We start from the raw sequence: 23672 nt of genomic DNA, 5'->3' as shown, positions 1-23672 counted from the left end.
GCACGCAAGCCCATGCCCCCCATCGCCGTCATCGACTTTGAAACCACCGGCGTCTCGCCCGGCCAGGGCGCGCGCGCGACCGAGGTGGCCATCGTGCTGCTGGAAGGTGGCCAGGTGGTGGACCGGTTCCAGAGCCTGATGAAAACCGGGGTGTGGATTCCGTCCTTCATCACCCAGCTCACCGGCATCACCAACGCGATGGTGAACGCCGCGCCCGACGCGGCGCAGGTGATGCAGGATGCCGCGCGTTTTGTGGGCGATGCGCCCATGGTGGCGCACAACGCATCGTTCGACAGCAAGTTCTGGCAGGCCGAACTGGCCCTGGCCGGGATGCCCGCGCCGCAGCCGTTTGCGTGCACGGTGCTGCTGTCGCGGCGCCTGTACCCGCAGGCGCCCAGCCACAAGCTGGGCACGCTGGTGGACTACCACGGCCTGCCGCGCACTGGCCAGGCCCACCGGGCGCTGGCCGATGCCGAGATGGCCGCTGCGCTGCTGGCCCGCATGCAGCACGACCTGCGCACCCGCTGGCGGGTGGCCGAGCCCAGCTACGCCTTGCTGCAAACGCTGCAGCGCTGCGCCAAGCCCAAGGTGGGGGCGCTGCTGGCGCAGCATGCGGGGATCTGACACGACCTGCGTGCAGGCAATGCAGCAGCAAAACGACTACCAAATTGATAGCTATCAGCGCTTTATTAACTAGCGCCTGGGGCAGCTTTCGCTCGAAATCAGGGCTGGCGACCGCTCTCCAGATCGTCCAGCTGCATCAGCAGCGCGGTGCGTTCCTGCTGGGCCACGCTTTTCCAGTCCCGGCCGCTCAGCACACCCTCCAGCGCCCACAGCAGGTTGAGGCTGGGTTGCTGCCCCGCCTGGCGCACGGCCACAAAAGCAGGCACGGAGCCCAATGCACGCAACGCTGCGGGGGTGTGGATGCCCGCCGCGTGCAGCATGCGTTCGGACGCCGGGCCCAGGTTGGGCAGGGCGCGTAGCTCAAAGGCGTCGGGCAACGGGCGGACAGACATGGGCGGCATGATGGCGGCGCGGAGCCGGCACGGCAAGCCCCCACACGACGAGGGCACAGGCACGCACTGCCGATAATCCGCCCAAGCAAGACCGAGGGGCCACGCCGCCAGATGGCGGCGCGCCAGCCCCTGTTGATTCAGACGACAAGAAAGGCTTGGCCATGGGGTATCTGGTACTGGGACTGGTGTTGTTTCTAGGCGTGCACTCGGTGCGCATCGTGGCCGATGGCTGGCGCACGCAGACGCGGGCGCGCCTGGGCGAGATGCCGTGGAAAGGGCTGTATTCGCTGGTGTCGGCCGTGGGCCTGGCATTCATCGTCTGGGGCTATGGCCTGGCGCGGCAGCAGCCGGTGGTGCTGTGGGTGCCGCCCATCGGCATGCGGCACGCCGCAGCGCTGCTGACGCTGATCGCCTTTGTGCTGCTCGCTGCCACCTATGTGCCGCGCAATGCCCTCCAGGCCCGGCTGCACCACCCCATGGTGCTGGGCGTGAAGGTGTGGGCGCTGGCGCATTTGCTGTCCAACGGCAACCTGGCCGACGTGCTGCTGTTTGGCAGCTTCTTGCTGTGGGCGGCGCTGAGCTTTCGCGCCGCGCGCCAGCGCGACCGGGCGCAGGGCACCGTGTACGCGGCAGGCAGCGCTGCAGGCACGGCGGCGGCTGTGGTGGTGGGTGCAGTGGCCTGGGCGGGCTTTGCGTTCTGGGGCCATGCGTGGCTGATCGGCGTGGCGCCGCTGGGGCGATGATCGAACGCTGGGAAGGCCAGCACCCCAAATGCCGGAGAATCCGCGCTTTGCGTTTTCTCCTTTCTCGCTGAGACCTCTATGACCGAAGCCACCACCCCCAACACCCCCGCCCTGCCGCCCCTGCCCGACCACCTGTCGGTCAACCCCCGCAGCCCGCACCATGTGGCCGCCGTGTTCGAGCACGACATCGGCATCCGCCTCAACGGCAAGGAGCGTTTTGATGTGGAGGAATACTGCATCAGCGAAGGCTGGGTGAAGGTTCCCGCCGGCAAGACGGTGGACCGCAAGGGCCAGCCGCTGCTCATCAAGATCAAGGGCACGGTCGAAGCTTTTTACAAGTGACCGCTGCACGGGCGGCCGCGCCGCTCGCCCCGGGTGCCTGGGTGATCCACTGCGACGGCAGTGCCTGGCCCAACCCGGGGCGCATGGGCCTGGGGGCCTTGCTGACGGGCCCCGACGGGACCGTGCGGCACCAGATCTCCGAAGCCACCACCTTCACCGGCTGCAACAACGAGGCCGAGTTGCGCGCGCTGATGTTGGCGCTGCAGTGGCTTGCGCAGCACGGCATTGCCACATCAACCCCAGTGCACGTGTTCAGCGACAACAGCGTGCTGGTGGAGCAGCTGGGCGGCCATCCCACGGCACCGATCGCGCGGCTGGCAACGCTGTTTGAAGAAGCACACCAGGCACTGCGGCAGTTCCCACAAGCCCAGGTCCAGTGGATTCCCCGCCACCGCAATGGCGCGGCCGATACGCTGGCCCGCGCCGCCCTGGGGCTGGCACCGAAGGCCGCTACGCCGCAAGGCCAGACCATCAAAAAGCGCCGCCGGCGCTGAGCCCCCCGCCCGGCACACGCCGTCAGGCCGGGTGGAGCCCTGCAGCCGCACGGTAGGCCTGGATGCGCGGCAGCACCGCCTGGCGACGGGCGATGCTTTGCGCAGGCCACAACCCCTCGCGTTCGTAATATTCCGCCACGGCGGGTATCCCCGGCGGCAACACCACCCAGGGCTGTTTCGAGGCCGTGAAGATATGGATGTCGGGCGGCAGGTGGTCAGGCGCATCCAGCGTGCCCACGCGCACAAATGCCATGACGGGCCCCGCGCCTGCGTAGTGACTCCAGACCGCCACCTGGCAATGCGGGCAACGCGCGATCTGCTGGCCCAGGCCACTTTCTGACGGGGTGTGCACCATCGCCGGGGTGCCTGCGAGCAGTTCCACACGGTCGGCCTCGATCATCGCGTTCAGCGCAAAAGCAGCGCCACTTTCGCGCTGGCACCAGCGGCAGTGGCAGCAGTGCACAAACAGTGGGGGAGCCAACAGGCGGTAGCGCACATGGCGGCAAGTGCAGCCGCCTTCCAGCGGGTACTCAGGGGCAGGGTGGGGCATGAGGGTGGTGTCCTTGCAGCGGGGTGAGGGTGGGCACAACACCGGCCGTCAGCCGCAGGCGCGGGCCAGCAGCAGCGCCTTTTCCTGCGCGTTGCGGGTGAGGCTGGCTGCGCGCTCGAACTCGGCTCGCGCTTCATCTCCCCGGCCCAGCTTGGCCAACAGGTCGCCGCGCACGCTGGGCAGCCAGTGGTAATGGCGCAGCAGGGGGTCGCTGGCCAGTGCATCGACCAGCGCCAGCGCGGCCTCCGGCCCCTCGGCCATGCCCACGGCCACGGCACGGTTCAGTGCCACCACGGGCGAGGGCGCCACCTGCAGCAGTGCGTCGTACAGCGCCACGATGTGGGGCCAGTCGGTGTCTTGCGCCTGCCGGGCGCGTGCGTGGCAGGCCGCGATGGCGCCCTGCAATGCATACGGCCCCCAGGGCTTGCCGGTGCGCGCGAGCTGCTCGGCCTTGTCCAGGGCGGCCAGGCCCCGGCGCACCAGGAGGTGGTCCCAGCGCGCGCGGTCCTGGTCCATGAGCAGCACGGGCTGGCCTTGTGCATCAGTGCGTGCGGGCAGGCGCGAGGCCTGGATTTCGAGCAGGGCCACCAGGCCTTGCACCTCGGGCTCGTCGGGCGCCAGGCTGGCCAGCACCCGCACCAGGCGCTGGGCTTCGGCACACAGCGCGGGGCGCATCCAGTCGTCGCCCGCGGTGGCGGCATAACCTTCGTTGAAGATGAGGTAGATCACCTCCAGCACCGAGGCCAGGCGCGGCGCGCGGTCGGCCGCCCCGGGCACTTCAAACGGCACCTGCGCGGCCGTGAGGCTGCGCTTGGCACGCACGATGCGCTGGGCCACGGTGGGTTCGGGCACCAGAAAGGCGCGCGCGATCTCGGCCGTGGTGAGGCCGCCCAGCAGCCGCAGCGTGAGGGCCACCCGCGCCTCGGTGGGCAGCACGGGGTGGCAGGCGGTGAAGATCAGGCGCAGCAGGTCGTCGCCAATGTCGTCCTGCTCGGCGTGCATCAGGGTGTCCGCCACATCGGGCGCGTACTGGGCTTCGAGCGCTTCGAGGTCGCGGCCCAGGGCCTCGTGCTCGCGCTGGTGCAGCACCTGCTGGCGCAGGTGGTCGATGGCGCGGCGCTTGGCGGTGGTCATGAGCCACGCGGCCGGGTTGGCGGGCAGGCCGTCTTTGGGCCAGTGCTCCAGCGCGGCCAGCAGGGCGTCCTGCGCCAGCTCCTCGGCCCGGCCCACGTCGCGCGTCATGCGCGCCACGCTGGCAATGATGCGCGCGGCCTCGATGCGCCACACCGAGTCGATGCTGCGGTGCAGGGCATCGCGGTCGGGCAGGGCAGAGGGGTTCACGCGATCAAGAGGTGTGAATGAATCCGGCGCATTCATTCACACCTTCTCAGCCCAGCGCCTTGCTGGCATCCACCATGTGCACAAACTCCCAGGTGTGACCATCGAGGTCGTCAAAGCTGCGCGAGTACATGAAACCCAGGTCTTGCGCCGGGCGTGGCGTGGTGCCGCCTGCGGCCACGGCCTTGTCCACCAGCGCATCGACCTCTTCGCGACTGCTGCACGAGAAGCACACCAGCACCTCCGACGTGGTGCGTGCGTCGGCAATCGTTTTGTCGGTAAAGGTTTGGTAGAAGCTCTTGACCAGCAGCATCACGAAGAGGTTCTCGCCCACCACCAGGCAGGCGCCCTGGTCGTTGGTGAACTGGGGGTTGAATTCATAGCCCAGGGCGCGGAAGAACGCCTGCGAGCGGGCCATGTTCTCGATGGGCAGGTTCACAAAAATCTGTTGGTGCATGACGGACTCCTGAAGGGTGAGGACGGTAATGGGAAACGGAGCGTTTGGCAAAAGGTGGAGGGGCGGTGGACGGCATTCACGTTGCGGGCTTTTGCGCCACCGCCTGCAGGTTGGCCAGGCCATCCTCAAAGTCCTGCCCTACCATGCGGTCCATGTTGAACACCAGGTGGGCGATCTTGGCCAGGTAGGGCACGGGGCCCTGCATGGCCCAGGTGACGCGGGTGGCGCCGGTGCCTTCGGGCTGCAAGGTGAATTCCACTTGGTTGTGCGCTTCAAAAGGCTTCACAAAGTCGAGCTTCATGCCCACGCGCCGGGGTGCAGTGGCCTCCACAATCTCCATGCTGCCCACACCCACCTTGTCGCCCCGCCAGGCGTAGCGCGCGCCAGGGCCGGTGGTGGTAGCGCTGTATTCGCCCTGGATGGCCGGGTCCTTGCGCTCGTAAGGGTTCCAGGTGTTGAACTGGCGCAGGTCGTGGATGAGTCCATACAGGCGCTCGGGCGGTGCCGCAATCACGCGGCTGCGCTCTACGCGGAAGGTGTCGGGGCGGGTGGCGGCAAACGCCAGCAGCAGTGCCAGGGCCGCCAGCAGCACGAGGGCGATGGTCTTGATCATGGGGATGTTGTCCTTCACGCTGGGCATCAGCCGCGCAGGGCTTCGAGGTCGCGGAACTGCTCGACACCATCGACCCCGGCAAAGTCCTCCATCTCATAGAGCTGGCGCACTTCGATCTCGGCATCCAGGCCCTCGCCGCGTGGATTGGGAAAGCGGCGGGTCCATTCCAGCGCTTCGTCGCGGCTGCGCACCTGGATCAGGGTGTAGCCCGCAATCAGCTCCTTGGTCTCGGTGAACGGGCCGTCGGTGACGGTGCGGGTGCCACTGGCGCCGTAGCCCACGCGCCAGCCCTTGGAGGAGGGCTGCAGGCCACTGGCGTCAAGCAACACGCCTGCGCGCGCCAGTTCTTCGTGGTAGCGGGCCATCGCGGTCATCAGGGCTGCAGTCGGCATGCAGCCTTGTTCGGATTCGGCGGTGGCCTGGATGATGATCATGAAGCGCATGGGGTTCTCCTTGGGGTATTGAAAGGCGTGAAAGTGAAATGCCAGCGGTCCTTGCCGGTTGCTTCACTACGACGACGAACGGGAGCGGCCGAAATCGACATCTGGGTGTGCATATCTAAGCCGCCTAGGGTTAACACCTGCCCTCGGGTGATTCGCGCACGGAGAGGGGCAGAGCCCTCGTGGGGAGACGCCGAAACGGCAGCACTTGGTTTTTGCACCCCTTAATTGATACAATTTGTAAAAATTTCCCCTCGTTCTCAAGAGTCCGGTCGTAAAGTGACCGGATCACATGTCCCCCACGGCGACCATCGCCAGCTACCCGCAGCGCTTTTTCCATGAAACGAGGACCGACACATCAACAGCGACCACCCCGCAGGTGGGTGGCGCTGGGCTTGTGCGTCGGCATGGCAACGGCCCACGCGCAGTCCCACATCGCCGCCATGGCCGACCTGCCGCTGGAGCAGCTCATGCAGATGCAGGTCACGACGGCCAGCCGGTATACACAGACGGCCCTGGAGGCCCCTGCGGCCGTGAGCGTGGTCACGGCCGATGACATCCAGCTGTTTGGCTACCGCACGCTGGCCGATGTGCTGGCCAGCATGCGCGGGCTGTATGTGTCGTACGACCGCAGCTACCACTATCTGGGCACGCGAGGTTTTGCCACACCGGGCGACTACAACACGCGGGTGCTCCTGCTGGTCAACGGCGTGCGCTTCAACGACAACCTCTACGACCAAGCGAGCATCGGCACGGACTTTCCGATTGACCTGGACCTGGTGGAACGGGTGGAGTTTGTGCCCGGCCCGGGGTCGGCGGTGTATGGGGCCAATGCCTTCTTTGGCGTGGTCAATGTCATCACCCGCGACGGCCGCCATCTGGGCGGGCCCCAGGTCAGCGCGGAGGCCGGCAGCCATGGCTACGCCAAGCTGCGTTTTTCCGTAGGCACTGTCGATGCGCAGGGGGGCGACTGGCTGCTCGCGGCCACGCGGTCCACCACGCGCGGAGCAGACCAGTACTACCCCGCGTTCGATGCACCCACCAGCAACCAGGGTGTGGCACAGGGCCTGGACTATGACCGCAGCACCCAGTTGTTCGCACGCATGCGACGCGATGGGCTGACGCTCACGCTGGCCCATGGCGAGCGCACCAAGGGCGTTCCGACCGCTGCGTTCTCGCAGGTCTTCAACGACCCACGCTCGCGGTACACCGACACCAGCACCCGCGTGGCCGCCGAATACGCCGCGCAGTGGCAGCCCACACTGGCCTTCACCGCGCGCCTGCATGCCGGGCGCTACCAGTATGTGGGCGACTACGTGTACGACTACCCGCCCGTGACGGTGAACCGCGACGTGGGCACAGGGCAGTGGTGGGGCACTGAGTGGCAATGGGTGAGTACGGCCTTTGAGCGCCACAAGCTGTCCTGGGGTCTGGACTACCGGCGCGACACGCACATCACGCAACGCAACGACGACCTGGACCCACCCGCCCAGTACCTCGATACACGCCGCCAGGGCAATGTGCTGGGCGTCTATGTGCAGGACGAGTTTGCGCTGCGCCCCGACCTCACGCTGCACACCGGCCTGCGCTGGGGGCAGCAGTCGGGCAGCACGGGCGCCCTGCACCCTCGCCTGGGGCTGGTGTACTGGTGGAACGCTGCCACCGCGGTCAAGCTGCTGCATGGCACGGCCTACCGGCCGCCCAACGCCTATGAACGCGACTACCGCGTGGACCTGCCCGGCGGCGTGGTGGATACCGCCAACCTCCGGTCCGAGCGCGTGCGCACCACCGAACTGGCCGTGGAACACGCACCCACCGGGACCACGCGCCTGCTGTTGACCGCCTTCCGGTCGGGGGTGAGCAACCTGATCTCGCTGGACAGCGCGAATCAATCAGACCGGCTCACCTTCAACAACACCCGCAGGGTCAAGGTGCATGGTCTGGAAGCTGAGGCTGAACAACGCTGGGCGGGCGGGCGGCGCCTGCGCGTGGCCTATGGGTGGCAGAAGGCGCGGGACCCGTCCATGGACGGGGAGCTGACCAACTCCCCCCGGCACCTGCTCAAGCTCCAGTGGTCCGACGTGCTGCACGCCCCTGCAGGCTGGGGCTGGAACCCGGGCCGTTACGCCATCGAGGCCATCGGCATCGGCCCGCGCAACACGGTGCTCAATGCCCGCCTTCCCGGACATGTGCTGACCCACCTGACCTATTCCACGCGCATCGCGGACGTGGATGTATCGCTGGGGGTGTACAACTTGTTCAACCGCCGGTACGCCGACCCAGCTTCGTTTGAAGTGCGGGAAGATGCGATCCGGCAGGACGGACGGACCTACCGCGTCAAGCTGACCTACGCGTTTTGAACCATGGCCTATATCCCGCGATTGCGCACGCTGCTAGCGATCTGCTGGTGGGTGGCGTGCGGGGTGGGCACCAGTGTTGCCCGCGCCAATGAGCCCGTGGCCGACCTGGACCTCAAGGCCGCCTACGTTTTCAACTTCATCCAGTTCATCGATTGGCCTGACAGCGACGGCACGCCCGGCAATGAGGTGACCGTGTGTGTGTCAGCCTTCAGCCCGCTCAAGCGCTCCCTGGCCGCACTGGATGGCAAACAGGCCACCAAGGACCGCACCGTGCGTGTGCGGTTGCTGGACCTCCAGGCGATTCGCGGCTGCCGCGTGGTCATCGTCCACAACGCCGAAGTGGAGCCTGTGCTGCGGGTGTTGCGCACCCTGCCTGCGTCACACGGCATCCTCACCGTGTCGGATGACATCACCTTTGTGAACCCCGAAATCGTCATCGCCCTGGCCCAGCAGGAGGGGCGCGTGGTGTTTGGCATCAGCCCCGACGCGGCCACCAAGGCCGGGCTCATCATCAGCTCGCGGCTGCTGCGGCTGGCCAAGGGGGGCCGATGAAAAAGCGCCTTACCAAAGCCGCCGCCGCAGCAGCATCAGCAAGCCCGGCAGCGCATGCCCTGCTGTCATCGCGCCTGGTGGTCACCGGCATCCTGGCCGCAGGTCTGGCGCTGCTGACCGTGGTGCTGGCGCTCACCGGCGTGGACTACTGGAGCACCCGCGCGTCCATGCTGCAAGACAGCCGGGTGGAAGCCGCCATCGTGGCCGACAACATCTCTGCGGCCGTGGTGTTCCGCGACACCAGCACCGCCAACGAAATGCTGGGCGCGCTGCGGTCATCGTCCATGGTGATCAGCGCCGGGGTGTACGACAAGGACGGCGTACTGTTTGCGCACTATGCGCGCGGGCGCGACCCGGACTTTCCCACCACGTTGCGCGCGATAGGCCTGGATGGCGAGGCGGAGCGCGCAGGGTGGCGCATTCTGGAGATCGCCCGACCCATTGAGGCGTCTACCACCACCTGGGGAACGTTGTACATCCGCAAGTCGATGGCTGCGGTGTACATGCGCCTGGGCATCCGGTTTGCCACAGCGTTGTTGATCGCCATTTGTGTGATGGCCATGGCTGCGGCCATGGTGCTGCGCAGCCGCGCCGCCGTGCGCGAGGCTGAAAACCGCCTGCACACTCTGGCCCACACCGACGCCGTCACCGGCACGGGCAACCGGCACGCGTTCAACGAGCAGCTGGCCGCGGAGCTGCAAAACGCACGCAATGCGGACTATCGGGTGGGGCTGGTGTATATCGACCTGGACAACTTCAAGACGCTCAACGACACCTTCGGCCACGCAGCCGGGGATGGCTTGTTGCGCCAGGTGGCCCGGCGTTTGCGGTCCGTGGTGCGCGGCACCGACACCATCTCGCGCCTGGGAGGCGACGAGTTTGCGCTGATCCTGCGGCTGGACATGGATGACGCCGCGCTGGAGAAATACGCGCAGCGCATCGTGAGCGTCTTCCAGGCCGCCTACACCGAAGTCGGCCAGCAAGTGAACGTGACCTGCAGCGCAGGCATTGCCACGTTTCCTGACGATGCCCTGGACATGGACGCACTGGTGAGCAATGCAGACACCGCCATGTACCGCGCCAAGGAGATGGGCAAGAACCGCTGGGTACGCTTTGACGCCTCGATGAACCTGGCCGTGGTGCGGCGCCAGGCCATCGAGCAGGCGCTGCGTGCCGAGCTGGAGCACGGCACCGGGCTGGCGCTGCACTACCAGCCGCTGTTTGCCGCCAGCGACCGGTCCATGGTGGGCGCCGAGGCCCTGCTACGGTGGACGCATCCAGAGCTGGGTTCCGTGTCGCCACTTGAGGCCGTGTCGGTGGCCGAGGACTGCGGCCTCATCGCGCCGCTGGGCTACTGGGTGATGCGCACCGCCTGCCGTGACGCCGCAGGGTGGAAAGGCGGCAAGCCGCTGCGCGTGGCCGTGAACATCTCGGCACGGCAGCTGGGCGACCCGCAGTTCCTGGAGCGCGTGATGGACATCCTGCGCGAAGAAGGCCTGCCCGCGCACCAGCTCGAAATCGAGCTGACCGAAACCGTGCTGATGGAAAACATGGAGGCCGGCGCACACACGCTGCACCGGCTGAGCCAGCTGGGCATTCACCTGGCCATCGATGACTTCGGCACGGGCTACTCGTCCCTGGCGTACCTGCGCCAGCTGCCCATGCGGCGCCTGAAGATCGACCGCAGCTTTGTCAAAGACCTGCCGGGGCAGGAACACAGCCGAGCTATCGTCACCGCCATCGTGGCGCTGGCACACGGCCTGGGGCTGCACGTGACCGCCGAGGGGGTGGAAACGCAGGAGCAGGCCGACTATCTGGTGCAGCAAGGCTGCGATGTACTGCAGGGCTATGTGCTTGCACGCCCCATGCCTGCGCCGCAGTTTCTCGCGCTGCAGGCATGCACGTCGGCCTGATTCAGCCCATCGCGCCGTGGTAGCAGGGCGCCAGCTCGCGCACCTCCACGGTGGCCCACTCGGCGGCCGGGCATTCGCGAGCGATGGCAATGGCCTCGTCGCGCGTAGCGCAGTCGATGAGAAAAAAGCCGCCCACCATTTCCTTGGTCTCGGCAAACGGCCCGTCGGTGAGACGGGTCTGCCCTTCGCGCACCTGCAGCCGCACCGCCTGCTCGGTCGAGGCCAGCGACTCGCTGGCGCGCAGCAGGCCCCGGGCCTGCAATCCTGCGCCAAAACGCTGCATGCGGGCATAGGCCTCCTGGCCTCCGGCCAGGCCCCGCTCGGCGCGCTGGCCGTGGGGTTCCATGATGAGCAACAAATACGGCATGGGGTCTCCTGAATCGGGGCCAATCGTGCCAGCCACCACCGGCACAGGCCTGCAAGCCCGCCATGCTACCAGCCGCATTCGCTATTGTTTTTATAGCTAATAGCGCATATACCACGGGCACCATAGGCAGATTTCATGCAAATTGTTGCGCCCGGCAGCAGGCCTGTGCTATCTTCGACCCCCTATGCAACGCAGCATGCTCCTACCCACCCTATCGCTAGGCCTAGTGCCTGGCCGGGGTCTGCCTGCGTTCGCCACCGTTGCCGTTCTGCGCAACACCTGATCTCCCCCTGACCCCGGCCCGCGAACCAGCCTTTGCACACGCAAAGGGCTGCAGGGGATGTCATTCGTTTTTGATTTCGTTTGACCTGTGCACCGCGCATTTTTCTTTCCGGCGCGCCGCACACACCGTTCGTGGAGCCTCTCATGATTGCCAAGCCCGCTACCAAATACCAGCCCATTGCCCCGGTGGCATTGACCGACCGCCAATGGCCCAACCGCAGCATCACCCACGCGCCCGTGTGGCTCTCCACCGACCTGCGCGACGGCAACCAGGCGCTGTTCGAGCCCATGAACGGCGAGCGCAAGATGAAGCTCTTTCATGAGCTGGTGCGCATCGGCTTCAAGGAGATCGAGGTCGGCTTTCCCGCCGCGTCACAAATCGACTTTGACTTTGTGCGCCGCCTCATCGATGAAAACCTGATCCCCGACGACGTGACCATCATGGTCATGACCCAGTCGCGCGAAGACCTGATTGCGCGCACCGTAGAGGCCGTCCAGGGCGCACCGCGCGCCATCGTGCACCTCTACAACGCCACCGCGCCCGCATGGCGGCGCATTGTGTTTGGCATGAACGTGACGCAGGTGATGCAGCTCATCGCGCACCACGTGGGCTACCTCAAGCAGCTCACCGACGCGCAGCCTGCCACGCAATGGACCTTGCAGTATTCGCCCGAGACCTTCAGCGCCACCGAGCTCAGCGTGTCTCTCAAGGCCTGCCAGACAGCCATCGCCGCATGGAACGCGGGCCCCGGCCGCCCCATCATCATCAACCTGCCCACCACGGTGGAGAACGCCACGCCCAACGTGTTTGCCGACCAGATCGAGTGGATGGACCGCCACTTGTCGCCACGCGAGCACATCGTGCTGTCGGTGCACCCGCACAACGACCGAGGCACGGGCGTGGCGGCGGCAGAGCTGGCAATGATGGCCGGTGCCGACCGCGTGGAAGGCTGCCTCTTCGGCAACGGCGAGCGCTGCGGCAACGTGGACATCGTGACCCTGGCGCTCAACCTGTACACGCAGGGCGTGCACCCGGACCTCGACTTTTCGGACATCACGTCGGTCGCGCGCATCGCAGAAGAATGCACCTCGCTGCCCGTGCACCCGCGCCACCCCTATGCGGGCGACCTGGTGTTCACCGCGTTCTCGGGATCGCACCAGGATGCGATCAAGAAGGGCTTTGCCGCGCAGGACCCGAACGCGCTGTGGGAAGTGCCGTATTTGCCCATCGACCCGGCCGACCTCGGCCGCACCTACGACAGCGTGATCCGCGTGAACAGCCAGTCGGGCAAGGGCGGCATTGCCTTCTTGCTCGAACGTGAGCATGGCGTGGTGATGCCGCGCCGCATGCAGGTGGAGTTCAGCGCTGTGGTGCAGCGCCAGACCGACGCGAGCGAAAGCGAGATGACGGGCGACGCGCTGTGGAGCCTGTTCCAGGCCACCTACATCCAGGCGCCCGCACAACCCTCCATCGTCTGCCACGGCCACAAAATCGATGAGGACGGCCAGGGCATCGAGCTGGATGTGACCATCGACGACATGCGCCAGCATTTGCGCGGCCAGGGCAACGGACCCATCGCCGCCACGGTGGATGCCCTCGGCCTGCCGCTGCGCGTCGATCACTACGAGGAACGTGCCACCGGCACGGGCGCCAACGCCCAAGCAATGGCCATTGTGGAAGCCGCCATGGACGGCGTGGCGGGCTCCACCTTTGGCGCGGGCGCCAGCCACAACATCGTGACGGCCTCGGTGTTGGCCATCGTGAACGTGGCCAATCGCTTGATGGCACGGCGCACAGTGACCCAAGCCGAGGCAATGGCGTAAGCTCGGTGCATTGTTAAAAACGATAGCTGCTGGCGCTTTAAGGACAAGCGCTGGCGGCACTTTTGACCAATATCCCCAGGCAGCCGGTGGAGTAGGGGCCAGCACCGCGCGCCATCCGTTACCCTTCGGCCCATGCGCGCCTTTCACAGCTTGAGCCTTGCCGCCTGCACCGCCGCCCTGCTGGTGCTGGTCGGCTGCGGTACATCGCGGCCTCCGTCACCGTCTTCGCCGCCCTCGGCCTCTGCCCCTCCACGCACCGCTCCGCCGCTCACCCCCGAGCAGGCGCACGACATTGCCATCCACGCGCTGGGCCTGGTGGGCACGCCGTACCGCTACGGCGGCAACACCCCCGACTCGGGTTTTGATTGCAGCGGCCTGATCGGCTACGTGTACCGCAACCAGGTGGGTACGCCGCCGCCGCGCACGGTGGCCCAGCTCAACGCCTGGGGCTACCCCATCGATGGCAGCGAACTGCGCGCGGGTGACCTGGTGGTGTTTGGCACCGGCCGCCAGCCCAGCCATGCGGGCATCTACGTGGGCGAAGGGCGCTTTGTGCACGCACCGTCCACGGGCGGCACCGTGCGGCTGGACCAACTGCAGTCGCGCCATTGGGCACGGCAGAATGCGGCGTTCCGAAGACCTTGAATTCGGACACCCCCCCTGAGCGGCTTCGCCGCTTCTCCCTGCTCTCGCATCGCTGCGCAATGCGGGCGGGGGGACGACGCACTCGCTGCGGGGCGGCCCTTGCTCTGCGTCTCGCGCGAGGGCCGCGCCGGTATCTAGCAACGTGCCTCGATTCAGCCTGTGACCGGGCTCCGCGACAATCGGGGCCACCATGACCCACGCACACCGCTCCGCCACCCCCATTTCCACCCACGACACCACCCGCATTGATGACACGCGCATCAAGGCCGTGCGCCCCCTCATCACGCCCGCCCTGCTGCAAGAGTGGCTGCCCACGCCCGATGCGGCCCTGACGCTGGTTGAATCCAGCCGCGCCGCCATCTCGCGCGTGCTGCACGGGCAGGACGACCGGCTGGTGGTGGTGGTGGGCCCCTGCTCCATCCACGACCATGCCCAGGCCATGGAATATGCGCACCAGCTCAAGGTACTGGCCGACGCGCTGCAGGACGACCTGCTCATCGTGATGCGGGTGTACTTTGAAAAGCCCCGCACCACCGTGGGCTGGAAGGGCTACATCAACGACCCGCACCTGGACGGCAGCTTTGCCATCAACGAGGGGCTGGAGCTGGCGCGCCAGCTGCTGCTGGACGTGCTGGCCACCGGGCTGCCCGTGGGCACCGAGTTTCTGGACCTGCTGTCACCGCAGTTCATCAGCGACCTGGTGAGCTGGGGCGCGATTGGCGCGCGCACCACCGAGAGCCAGAGCCACCGCCAGCTCGCCAGCGGCCTGAGCTGCCCGGTGGGCTTCAAGAACGGCACCGACGGTGGCATCAAGGTCGCGAGCGACGCCATCCAGGCGGCGCAAGCGTCGCACGCCTTCATGGGCATGACCAAGATGGGCCAGGCGGCCATTTTTGAGACCCGTGGCAACCAGGACTGCCACGTGATCCTGCGGGGTGGCAAGCAGCCCAACTACCAAAAGGCCGATGTGGACGCAGCCTGTGCGCTGCTGAAGGCCGCGGGCCTGCGCGAGCAGGTGATGATCGACGTGAGCCACGCCAACAGCAGCAAGCAACACCAGCGCCAGATCACCGTGGCGGCAGAAGTGGCCCAGCAGATTGCCGCTGGCGATGCACGCATCACCGGTCTGATGATCGAGAGCCACCTGCAGGAAGGCCGCCAGGACATCGTGCCCGGCCAGCCGCTGGCGCACGGCGTGTCGGTGACGGATGCCTGCATCAGCCTGGCGCAGACCGTGCCGGTGCTTGAAGGGCTGGCGGCAGCGGTGCGAGCGCGGCGCCAGAAGGCCTGACGGGCGCCGCGAAGCGATCAGCCCTGAGGGGCATGTAGCCCCCAAGTGTGCGAGTTCTGAATCTGCATGGGGCCACGTTAGCAAGCCTCGTGCTGCGCGAAGGTTGCGTGGGTGACTGCCCCAGATCAGAACACCGTGTCTTTTGGGAAAACCCCCATGGGCGCGCATCGCAAGCGAGGGCTGTGCGGTGTAGCATTGACGTTCTTTGCCACACTGGCTGTGCCAAGGACTCATGCGCGCGGTGCGGCAGCATTGCGCGCACCCACCTACTACCCGATTGCCTTGCCAACATTGCCTCACCGCCCCGCTGCTGATGGACTGGTCACACTGACCAGGCTGGGTGGGTGCGCATGCAGCGGCGCCACGGTGGACTGACCATGCCGCCAGCGCAAGCCACCGCAGAAGCCGCACGGCTCCAGGCACTGCAGTCTTACGCGATCCTCGACACTCCAGCAGAAGACAGCTTTGACCAACTGGCCACGCTGGCAGCACGTGTATGCCAGTGCCCGATGGCGGTGGTCAACTTCGTGGACAGCGACCGGCAGTGGTTCAAGGCCGCAGTGGGTGTGCCGTTCAAGGAAACCGAACGCGCGATCGCGTTCTGCGCGCATGCGCTCAGCGGCAGCCGCGAGCCCCTGGTGATCAACGACACGCGTGAGCACCCCGTTTTTGCCCACAACCCGCTGGTCACCCAGTATCCGCATGTGCGGTTTTACGCCTGCGTGCCGCTGGTCACGCCCGAAGGGCTGGCACTAGGCACTCTGGCGGTGCTGGACTCCATCCCCCGGCACATCAAGGCCGAGCAGTTGGAGGGTCTGCGCATTCTGGCCGAACAGGCCATGGTGCAACTGGAGTTGCGCCGCCAAAAGCAGGTGCTGGCCGACCTGGTGCAGCAGCGCGACCAGATGCATGCCGAGCTGGTGGTCCAGAGCGAAACCCTGCGCGTAGCCGGGCAGGTGGCCCGCATCGGTGGATGGATCGTGGAACTGCCCAGCCTGCAGCTGAACTGGTCGCAGGAGATCGCCGTTGCCTTTGGCATCACGGGGCGCATGGGTTCGGTGGAGCAGATCCTGGGGCTGTACCTGCCACCTCACCGGCAGGCGATGCAGACGGCGTTTGAAAACTGTATCCGCCACGGCACGCCGTTTGACCTGGAGGCCGAACTCGTCACGCCGGGTTCACAACATTTCTGGGTGCGCACCACGGGCCAGGCGGTGCGTGATGGTGAGGGCTGCATCGTGCAGGTGCAGGGCGCGTTTCAGGACATCTCCGCCCAGCACCAGGCCCAGCAGGCCCGCCGCGAAAGCGAAGAGCGCTTTCACTTGGTATCGCGCGCCACGGCCGATGCCGTGTGGGACTGGAACCTGCACACCGATGCCATGTGGTGGAACGAGGGCATGCAAACTCTGTTTGGCGAGCCCCTGGACCAGCTGCCGTCCGACAGCACATCGTGGACCTTGCGGCTGCACCCCGATGACAGCGACGCGGTGCTCCAGGGCATCCATGCCGCCATCGATGGCACGGCCAACCACTGGTCGGACGAATACCGGTTTCGCCGGCGGGATGGCAGCTACGCCTGGGTGCTGGACCGGGGCTTTCTGATCCGCGACCTGCAGGGCAAGGCGGTGCGCATGGTGGGCGGCATGACCGACATCAGCGCCCAGAAGCTGGCCGACCTGGACGCCCAGCGCGACGCACAAAACCATGCCGAACTGTTGCAGGTGCAGCAGCGCATCTCGTCACTGGATATGCCGCTGCCCGAGGTGCTGCAACTGGTGGCTGACACCGTGTTGCGCCAGACAGCAGCGCGTGGTGCCATGGTGGAGCTGTTGCAGGGGGGTCCCAGCTGGTGGCGCAGGCCTCGGCCGGTGACCATGTGCGGCCCGTGGGCAACCTGCTGGCGGTGGACGAGAGCCTGTTGTGGCCTGCCCTCAGCAGAGGCCAGACCGTGGTGTGTAACGACACCGAGGCCGAGGGCTGGGACATGGCCTCCATGCCCCACCGCCACGGCGTGCGGTCAGTGATGGCCGTGCCGCTGCGCAGTGGCGATGCCATCGTGGGGTCGCTCAAGGTCACGTCTGACAAGGTCAATGCGTTTTCGCGCCGTGATGTGGCGCACCTGGAGATCCTGACCGAGTCGCTGGGCGCCATGGTGCAGTTGCGGCATGTGGCCGGGCAACTGCATGCGTCAGAGCAGCAATACCGCATGCTGTTTGACGAGCACCCGCACCCCATGTGGGTGTACGACAAGGAGACCCAGCGCCTGGTGGCTGTAAACCGGTCGATGGAAACCCACTACGGCTACACCGAGGCCGAGCTGCTGACCATGAAGATGACCGACCTGTGGCCGGCCCAGCGGCGGGATGCCATCCGTGCGTCCATCGACGCCATCCCCATGAGCCAGCGCAACAAGCCGGTCATCAGCCGCCATGTGAAGAAGGACGGCACCTTCATGGACGTGGAAATCACGGCGGGTAGCATCAGCTTCAACGGGCAACCAGCCCGCCAGGTGCTGGCCACCGACGTTACCGAGCGGCTGCGCACCGAGCGCGAGCTGGCGCGCATGGGCCGTGCCCAGCGCCTGCTGAGCGCGTGCAACGAAACCCTGGTGCGCGCCACGTCTGAAACCGCGCTGCTGCAGGCCATCTGCCAGATTGCGGTGGACATTGGCGGCTATCGCATGGGCTGGGTGGGGCTTGCGCTGGACGATGAGCGCAAGTCCATCCGGCCCGTGGCCCATGCGGGCTACAACAAAAACTACCTGGAAAACCTGGACCTGAGCTGGTCGGCCGACGACCCCTACGGCCGGGGGCCCGCGGGCATAGCGGTGCGGACCGGCCAGCCAGTGATCGTGCAAGACATCCGCACCGAAGGCGACTTTGCCGACTGGACCGAGCGCATGCTGGATCATGGCTTTCACGGCGTGATCTGCCTGCCGTTGCGAGAACATGCGCGCGACCACACCCAGGACCGCAGCTTTGGCCTGTTGTACCTGTATGCGCCCGACGTGCTGCAGATCAGCCCGGAAGAAGCGGCACTGCTGCAAGAACTGTCTAACGACCTGGCCATCGGCATCACCAGCCTGCGCGCACATAAGGCGCAGCAGCGGCTGCAGGCCTCGGTACTCAAGGTGGCGGCGGCCGTATCGGCCAGTACGGGCACCGAGTTCTTTGTGCAGCTGGTGCGCAACATGACCGATGCGCTGGATGCCCAGGGAGGCTGCTTGGTGCAACTGCTACCGCAGTCGCAGGACCAGGAGCCACCCCGGGTGGTCACGCTGGCCGCCGTGCTCGACGGCCAGATGCTGCCCAACGACGAATACAGCCTGGCGGGCACGCCCAGCCTGTTGCTGATGTCGCAACGCACCCATGTGGTGATCGACAAGGTGCAGCAGCTCTACCCCGAAGCACCTGTGCTGCGCCAGTTGGGCGCCCAGGCTTACGTGGGCCAGCAGCTGTGCAATGCCGATGGCGAGGTGGTGGGCATTGTGTTTGTGCTGTTCCGCCAGGCGATTGCCGACACGGATTTCATCACCTCCACGCTGCAGATTTTTGCCGCGCGCGCCTCGTCCGAAATCGAACGCCAGCTGGCCGACACCCGAATCCGCCACCAGGCCTCGCTGCTGGACAAGGCGCAGGACGCCATCCTGGTGCGTGACCTGGAGCACCGCATCATCTTCTGGAACCAGAGCGCCGAGCGCCTGTACGGCTGGTCTCAACTGCAGGCACTGGGCCAGTCCATCGAAACGCTGCTCTACGAAGACCCCACCCATTTCCGGCACGCCATGCAGGCAGTGCTGGAGCAGGGCGAATGGACCGGCGAGATCGTGCAGCGCCACCGCGACGGCAGCACCATCGAGGTGGAAGGCCGCTGGACGCTGGTGCGTGGCGACGGCGGCCAGCCGCAGTCCATCCTGGCCATCAACACCGACATCCGCCAGCGCAAGGCCAACGAGCGCGAGATCCAGCGCCTGGCGTTTTACGACGCGCTCACCGGCCTGCCCAACCGCATGCTGCTCATGGACCGCATGCACCAGGCACTGGCTGCGGCACAACGGCGCCATCAAGGCGGAGCGCTCCTGTTCATCGACCTGGACAACTTCAAGACCCTGAACGACACCCTGGGCCACGACCAGGGTGACCTGCTGCTGCAACAGGTGGCACAGCGCCTGAACACCTGTGTGCGCAGCGTGGACACCGTGGCCCGACTGGGCGGCGACGAATTTGTGGTGATGCTGGAAGAGCTGAGCCCCAAACCCCACGAACTGGCCCTGCACGCGCGGGGGGTGGGCGAAAAGATCCTGGCCATGCTGGCCGTGCCCTATGCGCTACAGGGCTACCAGTACCGCAGCACGCCCAGCATTGGTATTGCCCCCTTCACGGGGGAGCAGACCACAGTGGGAGAGCTGCTCAAGCAGGCCGACCTGGCCATGTACCAGGCCAAAACGGCCGGGCGCAACACGCTGCGCTTTTTTGACCCCGACATGCAGGCCGTGGTCACGGCACGCGCAGGGCTGGAGACCGACCTGCGCTCGGCCCTGGTGCAAGAGGAGTTCCTGCTGCACTTTCAGCCGCAGATCCACCAGTCAGGCCGCTGCGTGGGGGTGGAGGCACTCGTGCGCTGGGCCCACCCGCAGCGCGGCATGGTGCCGCCCGCCCAGTTCATCCCGCTGGCCGAAGAGACCGGCCTCATCCTGCCCCTGGGCCGCTGGGTATTGCACACCGCCTGCAAGCTGCTGGCCAGTTGGCAGAACGACCCCGCACTGTCGCACCTGACCATGGCCGTCAACGTAAGCTCGCGCCAGTTCCGCCATGCCAGTTTTGTGGACGATGTGGCGCGTGTGCTCGCCATCACCGGCGCGCCATCGGCCCAGCTCAAGCTGGAGCTGACCGAAAGCCTGCTGGTGGAAGACATGGAGACCACCATCGCCACCATGACCGCGCTGCGGTCGTACGGCGTGGGCTTCTCGCTGGACGACTTTGGCACGGGTTACTCCAGCCTGAGCTACCTCAAGCGCATGCCACTCGATCAACTCAAGATCGACCAGAGCTTTGTGCACGACCTGCTGACCGACCCCAACGACGCCGCCATTGTGGACACCATCATCGGGCTGTCACGCAGCCTGGGGCTGGAAGTGATCGCAGAAGGCGTAGAAACCCCCGAGCAATGCGCGCTGCTGGCCCGCGCGGGTTGCCAGCTCTACCAGGGCTACCTGTTCAGTAAGGCGCTATCGGTGGACGTTCTGGACAGCTTCCTGCGCACCTCGCAGGGATAACGGCCCCCTGAGGCCCCTCCGGGCCTGCTTTGCACCGCGCCACAGGCCTCGGCCTGTTTTTTTGTCTGCGGTCCTTCACAGCCTTTTCAGGCCCTTCAGTCCATTTGGACCATTGCGGACGATTCGGACGATAGGACGGGTACGTCTGGCGCACCCGTTGCGCCCATCAGCCTCGGCCGGTGGTCCCTCCCCAGTTGTTCTCTGTCTTCTTCTTATTTCTTTTATAAATATATAGTCGTAGTAGTAGAGGGCGGCCTGGCTTGTGGACAACTGCGTTTTTGTCTGCATTGGCGCGCACTTAGCCTGCCGCCAACCCTGTGCACCAAGCCCTGCTCCCGTTGTCGCTCGGGCGGGGACAAAAGCAGCGCATCGCACTTATCTGTGGATAAGCCCCCGGTTGTGCCAAAACTATCCCCAGTTTTACGCACCGGGTGCGAGCGTGCTGTAAATTTTTATCAAAACGGCGGGTAGCGCCTGTATCACGTGCTTTATTTGCTCTCAAATTGATAGTAATTTGAGCGTTTTGTGGCGCACCGCCTTCTGTACCGCAATGGCTCTGGGGCATTGGCGGCATGGTCTCAGCCTGCCCAGACGATGGTTGAAGCTGCGCTGGGCTGCCTTGGGGCAACACATCCCCCTCGCCAGGTATGGGAGCCGTTTCGTCCGATAACGACTTCCTGTGGATGCCCGAGATGGCCTGGGCTGTCGGCGGGGCGGGCCATGCTGTTGCCACCATCTTCTGGTGGTGATGTTCTTGCTGGCAAGGTCTCCCCACCGGCCAAACGGCATGTCACGTGACGTCACAGGGGAGTGATCAGGATCCCGGAGTTAGGGTTCTGTTTATTCTTTAATAGCTTTATATATAAATAGCAGTAGTAGTAGAGCAAGCCTGTTTGTGTGGACAAGCGCTTTTTCTTCAATGCTGGCGCGCACTTGCATCGCTGCAAAGTATGTGGGGCGGCTTGCACAAAGTGCGGGGCTCGCCGACAACAACTTTTGGGCAGCGGTTTTTTTTGTGGATAACTGCCTGGTTGTGCCGGAACTGTGCCCAGGGTTATCCACAATCGTGGTGGGTGGAGCTGTCCCGAGCACCGTATCGGGCTGGCCACCACAACAAAAAACCCGGCGTTCGGTGAAGAACGCCGGGTTGGCGGGTGTGGGCCTGTGGGACTGTCAGCCTAGCCGGGGGGCCTTACTTGGCCGGAGCGGGGGCCGGGCGGCCTTCGCCCCCGCGCATGCCGCCGTGGTGGTCTCCGTGCCCGTGGCGGCCTTCGCCTCCCCGCATGCCACCCATGGGGTGACCCCGGTGGGCCTGGGCGTCAAAGGTTTTTTGCTGCTCGGGCGTCAACGCGGCATAGAAGGCCTTGGTGGCTTCGCCACGGCGGTCGGCTTCGGCCGCGTGCTGGGAGCGCATGGCCCGCATGCGGTCGATGCGTTCGGGGGTGGTCAGCTTGTCCATGTCCTGGTGGTCCAGGCGGGCGGGGCGTTCGCCGGGTTGCATAGCGGTGGTGAAGGTGGTCCAGGCCTGTTCCTGGGCGGGGGTCAGCTTGAGCTGGGTCTTGAGGTCTGTCAGCCGCTTGGCGTGGCGCTGTGCCATGTCGCCATGGTGGCGTTCATGGCGGCCCTCGGCGGCCTTGGCTGAGGCTGCGGGCGATGCCGGTGGGGTGGCAGGGGGCTGCTGGGCCAGCACGGGCAGTGCCATGGCAGCGAGCAGGGCGGTGGCGGCAATACGGTGAGAGATGTGGTGGGAGAAGCGGGATGCCATGGTGAGAGTCCTTTCACGGTGGTGAGCTCGCTGCAACGACCGTTTCAGCGATTGGAGTTCAGTGTCTGCCGCCTACGTGTCGCCACCGTGCGTGTTGGGTGAGGCTGTGTAAAGTTGTGGCGAACGCTTGCAAAGCAGCACAAGGCAGTTTTTGAGCAAATAGCAGACGATGCGCTTGTGTCATATGCTTTGTTTGCTATTGATTGCGTAGCGTTCGAAGTTACCCAGGGGCGGTGTGTTCCCCAGCGGCCCAGTGCCTGGGTGGCGACCGCCGACAATGGCGGGTTCCGTGTCCGTGTCGTTGTTCGCAGCGACCCCAACCAAAGGTTTTCCGTGTTCAAGAACATGATCGTGTACCGCATTGCCCCGCAATGGCAGGTCGAGTTGACGCAAGTGGAAGAGGTCCTGGCCAAGGCCCCGTTTCAGGAATGTGGTGCCACGCAGGAGAAGTCACTGGGCTGGGTGCCCCCCCGGGGCGAACTGCACGGCCCCCTGGTCGAGTCTGTGGGCGGGCAGTGGATCCTGCGCTTCATGGTCGAGACCAAGGTGCTGCCCGGCAGCGTGCTGGCGCGCAAGGTCAAGGAAAAGGCCGAGCGCATCGAAAAGGAAACCGGCCGCAAGCCCGGCAAGAAGGAAAGCAAGGAGCTGAAAGACGAGGCCAAGCTGGACCTGCTGCCCATGGCCTTCACCAAGCAGGGGTCGATGTGGATCTGGATCGACACGGCCTCGCGCTTGCTGGTGCTGGACACCGGTAGCCAGGGCCGTGCCGATGAAGTGGTGACCTTATTGGTCGAATCGCTGCCCGGCCTGTCGGTGTCGCTGCTCGACACCCAGACCAGCCCACAGGCTGCCATGGCCCACTGGCTCAAGGAGCAGGAGCCACCCGTGGGCTTCACGGTGGACCGCGAGTGCGAACTGAAAAGTGCCAACGAGGAAAAAGCCGTGGTGCGCTACGCCCGCCACCCACTCGACATCGAGGAGGTGCAGGCCCACATCGACGCTGGCAAGCTGCCGACCAAACTTGCCCTCACCTGGGACGACCGCGTGAGCTTCATGCTCACCGAAGGCCTGCAGATCAAGAAAGTGTCGTTCCTGGACACGGTGTTTGAAGGCACCAAGGCAGATGACGGCGGCTTTGACACCGACGTGGCGATTGCCACGGGCGAGCTGGTCAAGCTGATTCCGGACCTGATCGATGCGCTGGGGGGGGAGACCGAGAATGGGGTGGCGGGTGCGGCGCAGGCTGTAGCTGTTGCGGCTTCCGCCTCAGTCCCGACCACCGCCACGCCACGGATTTCGGCGCCCACGGCACCTGCACGCAAATCAGCTGGCGGTGGTGTGGTGACCGGGCCCCAGGAGGCCCCGGTGGACACGGATCCGGGGGCGGCGCCGTTTTGAGTTGATC

At 65.9% G+C, this 23672-nt stretch carries 19 protein-coding genes and 1 pseudogene; 12 read left to right on the top strand and 8 right to left on the bottom strand.

Going from position 1 to position 23672, the window contains the following annotated elements; all coding sequences use genetic code 11:
* The first annotated feature begins 12 nt into the window (after positions 1–12).
* Positions 13–624 (top strand): 3'-5' exonuclease, encoded by a 612-nt coding sequence (locus OIN59_RS01490; RefSeq protein WP_274106390.1) that lies wholly within the window; start codon positions 13–15, stop codon positions 622–624.
* A 98-nt stretch (positions 625–722) separates the two neighbouring features.
* Here OIN59_RS01490 and OIN59_RS01485 read toward each other — a convergent pair whose 3' ends face one another.
* Entirely contained in the window at positions 723–1016 is a 294-nt protein-coding gene (locus OIN59_RS01485; protein ID WP_274106388.1) for a TfoX/Sxy family protein, read from the bottom strand.
* Between the two features lie 161 nt (positions 1017–1177).
* Here OIN59_RS01485 and OIN59_RS01480 point away from each other — a divergent pair, with 161 nt between their 5' ends.
* The 3 genes from OIN59_RS01480 (at position 1178) to OIN59_RS01470 (ending at position 2595) form a co-directional block, all read left to right on the top strand.
* The gene (locus tag OIN59_RS01480; RefSeq protein WP_056056885.1) at positions 1178–1759 is read left to right on the top strand and encodes an NnrU family protein; all 582 of its coding nucleotides are present in this window, start codon (positions 1178–1180) and stop codon (positions 1757–1759) included.
* Positions 1760–1837: 78 nt separating this feature from the next.
* Positions 1838–2101 (top strand): DUF3297 family protein, encoded by a 264-nt coding sequence (locus OIN59_RS01475; protein ID WP_015011863.1) that lies wholly within the window; start codon positions 1838–1840, stop codon positions 2099–2101.
* Entirely contained in the window at positions 2098–2595 is a 498-nt protein-coding gene (locus tag OIN59_RS01470) for a ribonuclease HI family protein (protein ID WP_274106384.1), read from the top strand. The genes OIN59_RS01475 and OIN59_RS01470 overlap by 4 nt, the downstream gene beginning before the upstream one ends.
* Positions 2596–2617: 22 nt before the next feature.
* Here OIN59_RS01470 and OIN59_RS01465 read toward each other — a convergent pair whose 3' ends face one another.
* The 5 genes from OIN59_RS01465 to OIN59_RS01445 form a co-directional block, all read right to left on the bottom strand.
* Positions 2618–3145 (bottom strand): GFA family protein, encoded by a 528-nt coding sequence (locus OIN59_RS01465; protein WP_274106382.1) that lies wholly within the window; start codon positions 3143–3145, stop codon positions 2618–2620.
* Positions 3146–3193: 48 nt separating this feature from the next.
* Positions 3194–4486 carry an RNA polymerase sigma factor gene (locus tag OIN59_RS01460; RefSeq protein ID WP_274106380.1) on the bottom strand — a complete coding sequence of 431 codons (1293 nt, stop codon included), beginning with the start codon at positions 4484–4486 and terminating at the stop codon, positions 3194–3196.
* Between the two features lie 46 nt (positions 4487–4532).
* Positions 4533–4940: a VOC family protein gene (locus OIN59_RS01455; RefSeq protein WP_056056889.1), complete on the bottom strand. Its 408-nt coding sequence runs from the start codon at positions 4938–4940 to the stop codon at positions 4533–4535.
* Positions 4941–5016: 76 nt separating this feature from the next.
* A complete protein-coding gene (locus OIN59_RS01450; protein ID WP_274106377.1) occupies positions 5017–5553 on the bottom strand; it encodes an SRPBCC family protein in 537 nt (178 codons plus the stop codon).
* 26 nt (positions 5554–5579) lie between these two features.
* Positions 5580–5996, bottom strand: coding sequence for a YciI family protein (locus OIN59_RS01445; protein WP_274106375.1), 417 nt, complete (start codon positions 5994–5996; stop codon positions 5580–5582).
* A 404-nt stretch (positions 5997–6400) separates the two neighbouring features.
* Here OIN59_RS01445 and OIN59_RS01440 point away from each other — a divergent pair, with 404 nt between their 5' ends.
* The 3 genes from OIN59_RS01440 to OIN59_RS01430 are packed head-to-tail and all read left to right on the top strand — an operon-like array spanning position 6401 to position 10818.
* Positions 6401–8353: a TonB-dependent receptor plug domain-containing protein gene (locus OIN59_RS01440; protein WP_274106373.1), complete on the top strand. Its 1953-nt coding sequence runs from the start codon at positions 6401–6403 to the stop codon at positions 8351–8353.
* A gap of 3 nt (positions 8354–8356) precedes the next feature.
* Complete coding sequence (locus tag OIN59_RS01435) at positions 8357–8905, top strand: YfiR family protein (protein WP_274106371.1); 549 nt, start codon at positions 8357–8359, stop codon at positions 8903–8905.
* Positions 8902–10818, top strand: a complete 1917-nt coding sequence (locus OIN59_RS01430) for a putative bifunctional diguanylate cyclase/phosphodiesterase (protein ID WP_274106369.1) — start codon at positions 8902–8904, stop codon at positions 10816–10818. The genes OIN59_RS01435 and OIN59_RS01430 overlap by 4 nt, the downstream gene beginning before the upstream one ends.
* Before the next feature lies 1 nt (position 10819).
* Here the strand turns inward: OIN59_RS01430 and OIN59_RS01425 are convergent, their stop codons facing one another.
* Complete coding sequence (locus OIN59_RS01425; protein ID WP_274106367.1) at positions 10820–11185, bottom strand: YciI family protein; 366 nt, start codon at positions 11183–11185, stop codon at positions 10820–10822.
* Between the two features lie 426 nt (positions 11186–11611).
* On the opposite strand from OIN59_RS01425, the gene leuA reads away from it, so the two are divergent.
* The 4 genes and pseudogenes from leuA to OIN59_RS01405 all read left to right on the top strand — a co-directional run bounded on the left by leuA (position 11612) and on the right by OIN59_RS01405 (position 20502).
* Positions 11612–13291 carry a 2-isopropylmalate synthase gene (gene leuA / locus OIN59_RS01420; protein ID WP_274106365.1) on the top strand — a complete coding sequence of 560 codons (1680 nt, stop codon included), beginning with the start codon at positions 11612–11614 and terminating at the stop codon, positions 13289–13291.
* 132 nt (positions 13292–13423) lie between these two features.
* Positions 13424–13936: a C40 family peptidase gene (locus OIN59_RS01415; protein ID WP_274106363.1), complete on the top strand. Its 513-nt coding sequence runs from the start codon at positions 13424–13426 to the stop codon at positions 13934–13936.
* Between the two features lie 190 nt (positions 13937–14126).
* Positions 14127–15227, top strand: coding sequence for a 3-deoxy-7-phosphoheptulonate synthase (locus OIN59_RS01410; protein ID WP_274106361.1), 1101 nt, complete (start codon positions 14127–14129; stop codon positions 15225–15227).
* Between the two features lie 377 nt (positions 15228–15604).
* A pseudogene (locus tag OIN59_RS01405) lies at positions 15605–20502 on the top strand (EAL domain-containing protein).
* A gap of 1192 nt (positions 20503–21694) precedes the next feature.
* On the opposite strand, the gene OIN59_RS01400 reads toward OIN59_RS01405, so the two are convergent.
* Positions 21695–22267 carry a Spy/CpxP family protein refolding chaperone gene (locus OIN59_RS01400; RefSeq protein WP_274106359.1) on the bottom strand — a complete coding sequence of 191 codons (573 nt, stop codon included), beginning with the start codon at positions 22265–22267 and terminating at the stop codon, positions 21695–21697.
* Between the two features lie 333 nt (positions 22268–22600).
* Here OIN59_RS01400 and OIN59_RS01395 point away from each other — a divergent pair, with 333 nt between their 5' ends.
* The gene (locus OIN59_RS01395; RefSeq protein WP_274106357.1) at positions 22601–23665 is read left to right on the top strand and encodes a recombination-associated protein RdgC; all 1065 of its coding nucleotides are present in this window, start codon (positions 22601–22603) and stop codon (positions 23663–23665) included.
* Positions 23666–23672 lie beyond the last annotated feature (7 nt).

It is taken from the genome of Acidovorax benzenivorans, from assembly GCF_028680575.1.
In the GTDB taxonomy this organism is placed as follows: Bacteria; Pseudomonadota; Gammaproteobacteria; order Burkholderiales; family Burkholderiaceae_C; genus Acidovorax; species Acidovorax benzenivorans.
This window is presented reverse-complemented; position numbering and strand designations above follow the sequence as displayed.

Bases quoted from the DNA above. Each gene is read 5' to 3' on its own strand.
- OIN59_RS01450 (WP_274106377.1), bottom strand. From the start codon at position 5,553: ATGATCAAGACCATCGCCCTCGTGCTGCTGGCGGCCCTGGCACTGCTG.
- OIN59_RS01480 (WP_056056885.1), top strand. From the start codon at position 1,178: ATGGGGTATCTGGTACTGGGACTGGTGTTGTTTCTAGGCGTGCACTCG.
- OIN59_RS01400 (WP_274106359.1), bottom strand. From the start codon at position 22,267: ATGGCATCCCGCTTCTCCCACCACATCTCTCACCGTATTGCCGCCACC.
- OIN59_RS01485 (WP_274106388.1), bottom strand. From the start codon at position 1,016: ATGTCTGTCCGCCCGTTGCCCGACGCCTTTGAGCTACGCGCCCTGCCC.
- OIN59_RS01430 (WP_274106369.1), top strand. From the start codon at position 8,902: ATGAAAAAGCGCCTTACCAAAGCCGCCGCCGCAGCAGCATCAGCAAGC.
- OIN59_RS01465 (WP_274106382.1), bottom strand. From the start codon at position 3,145: ATGCCCCACCCTGCCCCTGAGTACCCGCTGGAAGGCGGCTGCACTTGC.
- OIN59_RS01455 (WP_056056889.1), bottom strand. From the start codon at position 4,940: ATGCACCAACAGATTTTTGTGAACCTGCCCATCGAGAACATGGCCCGC.
- leuA (WP_274106365.1), top strand. From the start codon at position 11,612: ATGATTGCCAAGCCCGCTACCAAATACCAGCCCATTGCCCCGGTGGCA.
- OIN59_RS01435 (WP_274106371.1), top strand. From the start codon at position 8,357: ATGGCCTATATCCCGCGATTGCGCACGCTGCTAGCGATCTGCTGGTGG.
- OIN59_RS01490 (WP_274106390.1), top strand. From the start codon at position 13: ATGCCCCCCATCGCCGTCATCGACTTTGAAACCACCGGCGTCTCGCCC.
- OIN59_RS01410 (WP_274106361.1), top strand. From the start codon at position 14,127: ATGACCCACGCACACCGCTCCGCCACCCCCATTTCCACCCACGACACC.
- OIN59_RS01425 (WP_274106367.1), bottom strand. From the start codon at position 11,185: ATGCCGTATTTGTTGCTCATCATGGAACCCCACGGCCAGCGCGCCGAG.
- OIN59_RS01445 (WP_274106375.1), bottom strand. From the start codon at position 5,996: ATGCGCTTCATGATCATCATCCAGGCCACCGCCGAATCCGAACAAGGC.
- OIN59_RS01475 (WP_015011863.1), top strand. From the start codon at position 1,838: ATGACCGAAGCCACCACCCCCAACACCCCCGCCCTGCCGCCCCTGCCC.
- OIN59_RS01440 (WP_274106373.1), top strand. From the start codon at position 6,401: ATGGCAACGGCCCACGCGCAGTCCCACATCGCCGCCATGGCCGACCTG.
- OIN59_RS01415 (WP_274106363.1), top strand. From the start codon at position 13,424: ATGCGCGCCTTTCACAGCTTGAGCCTTGCCGCCTGCACCGCCGCCCTG.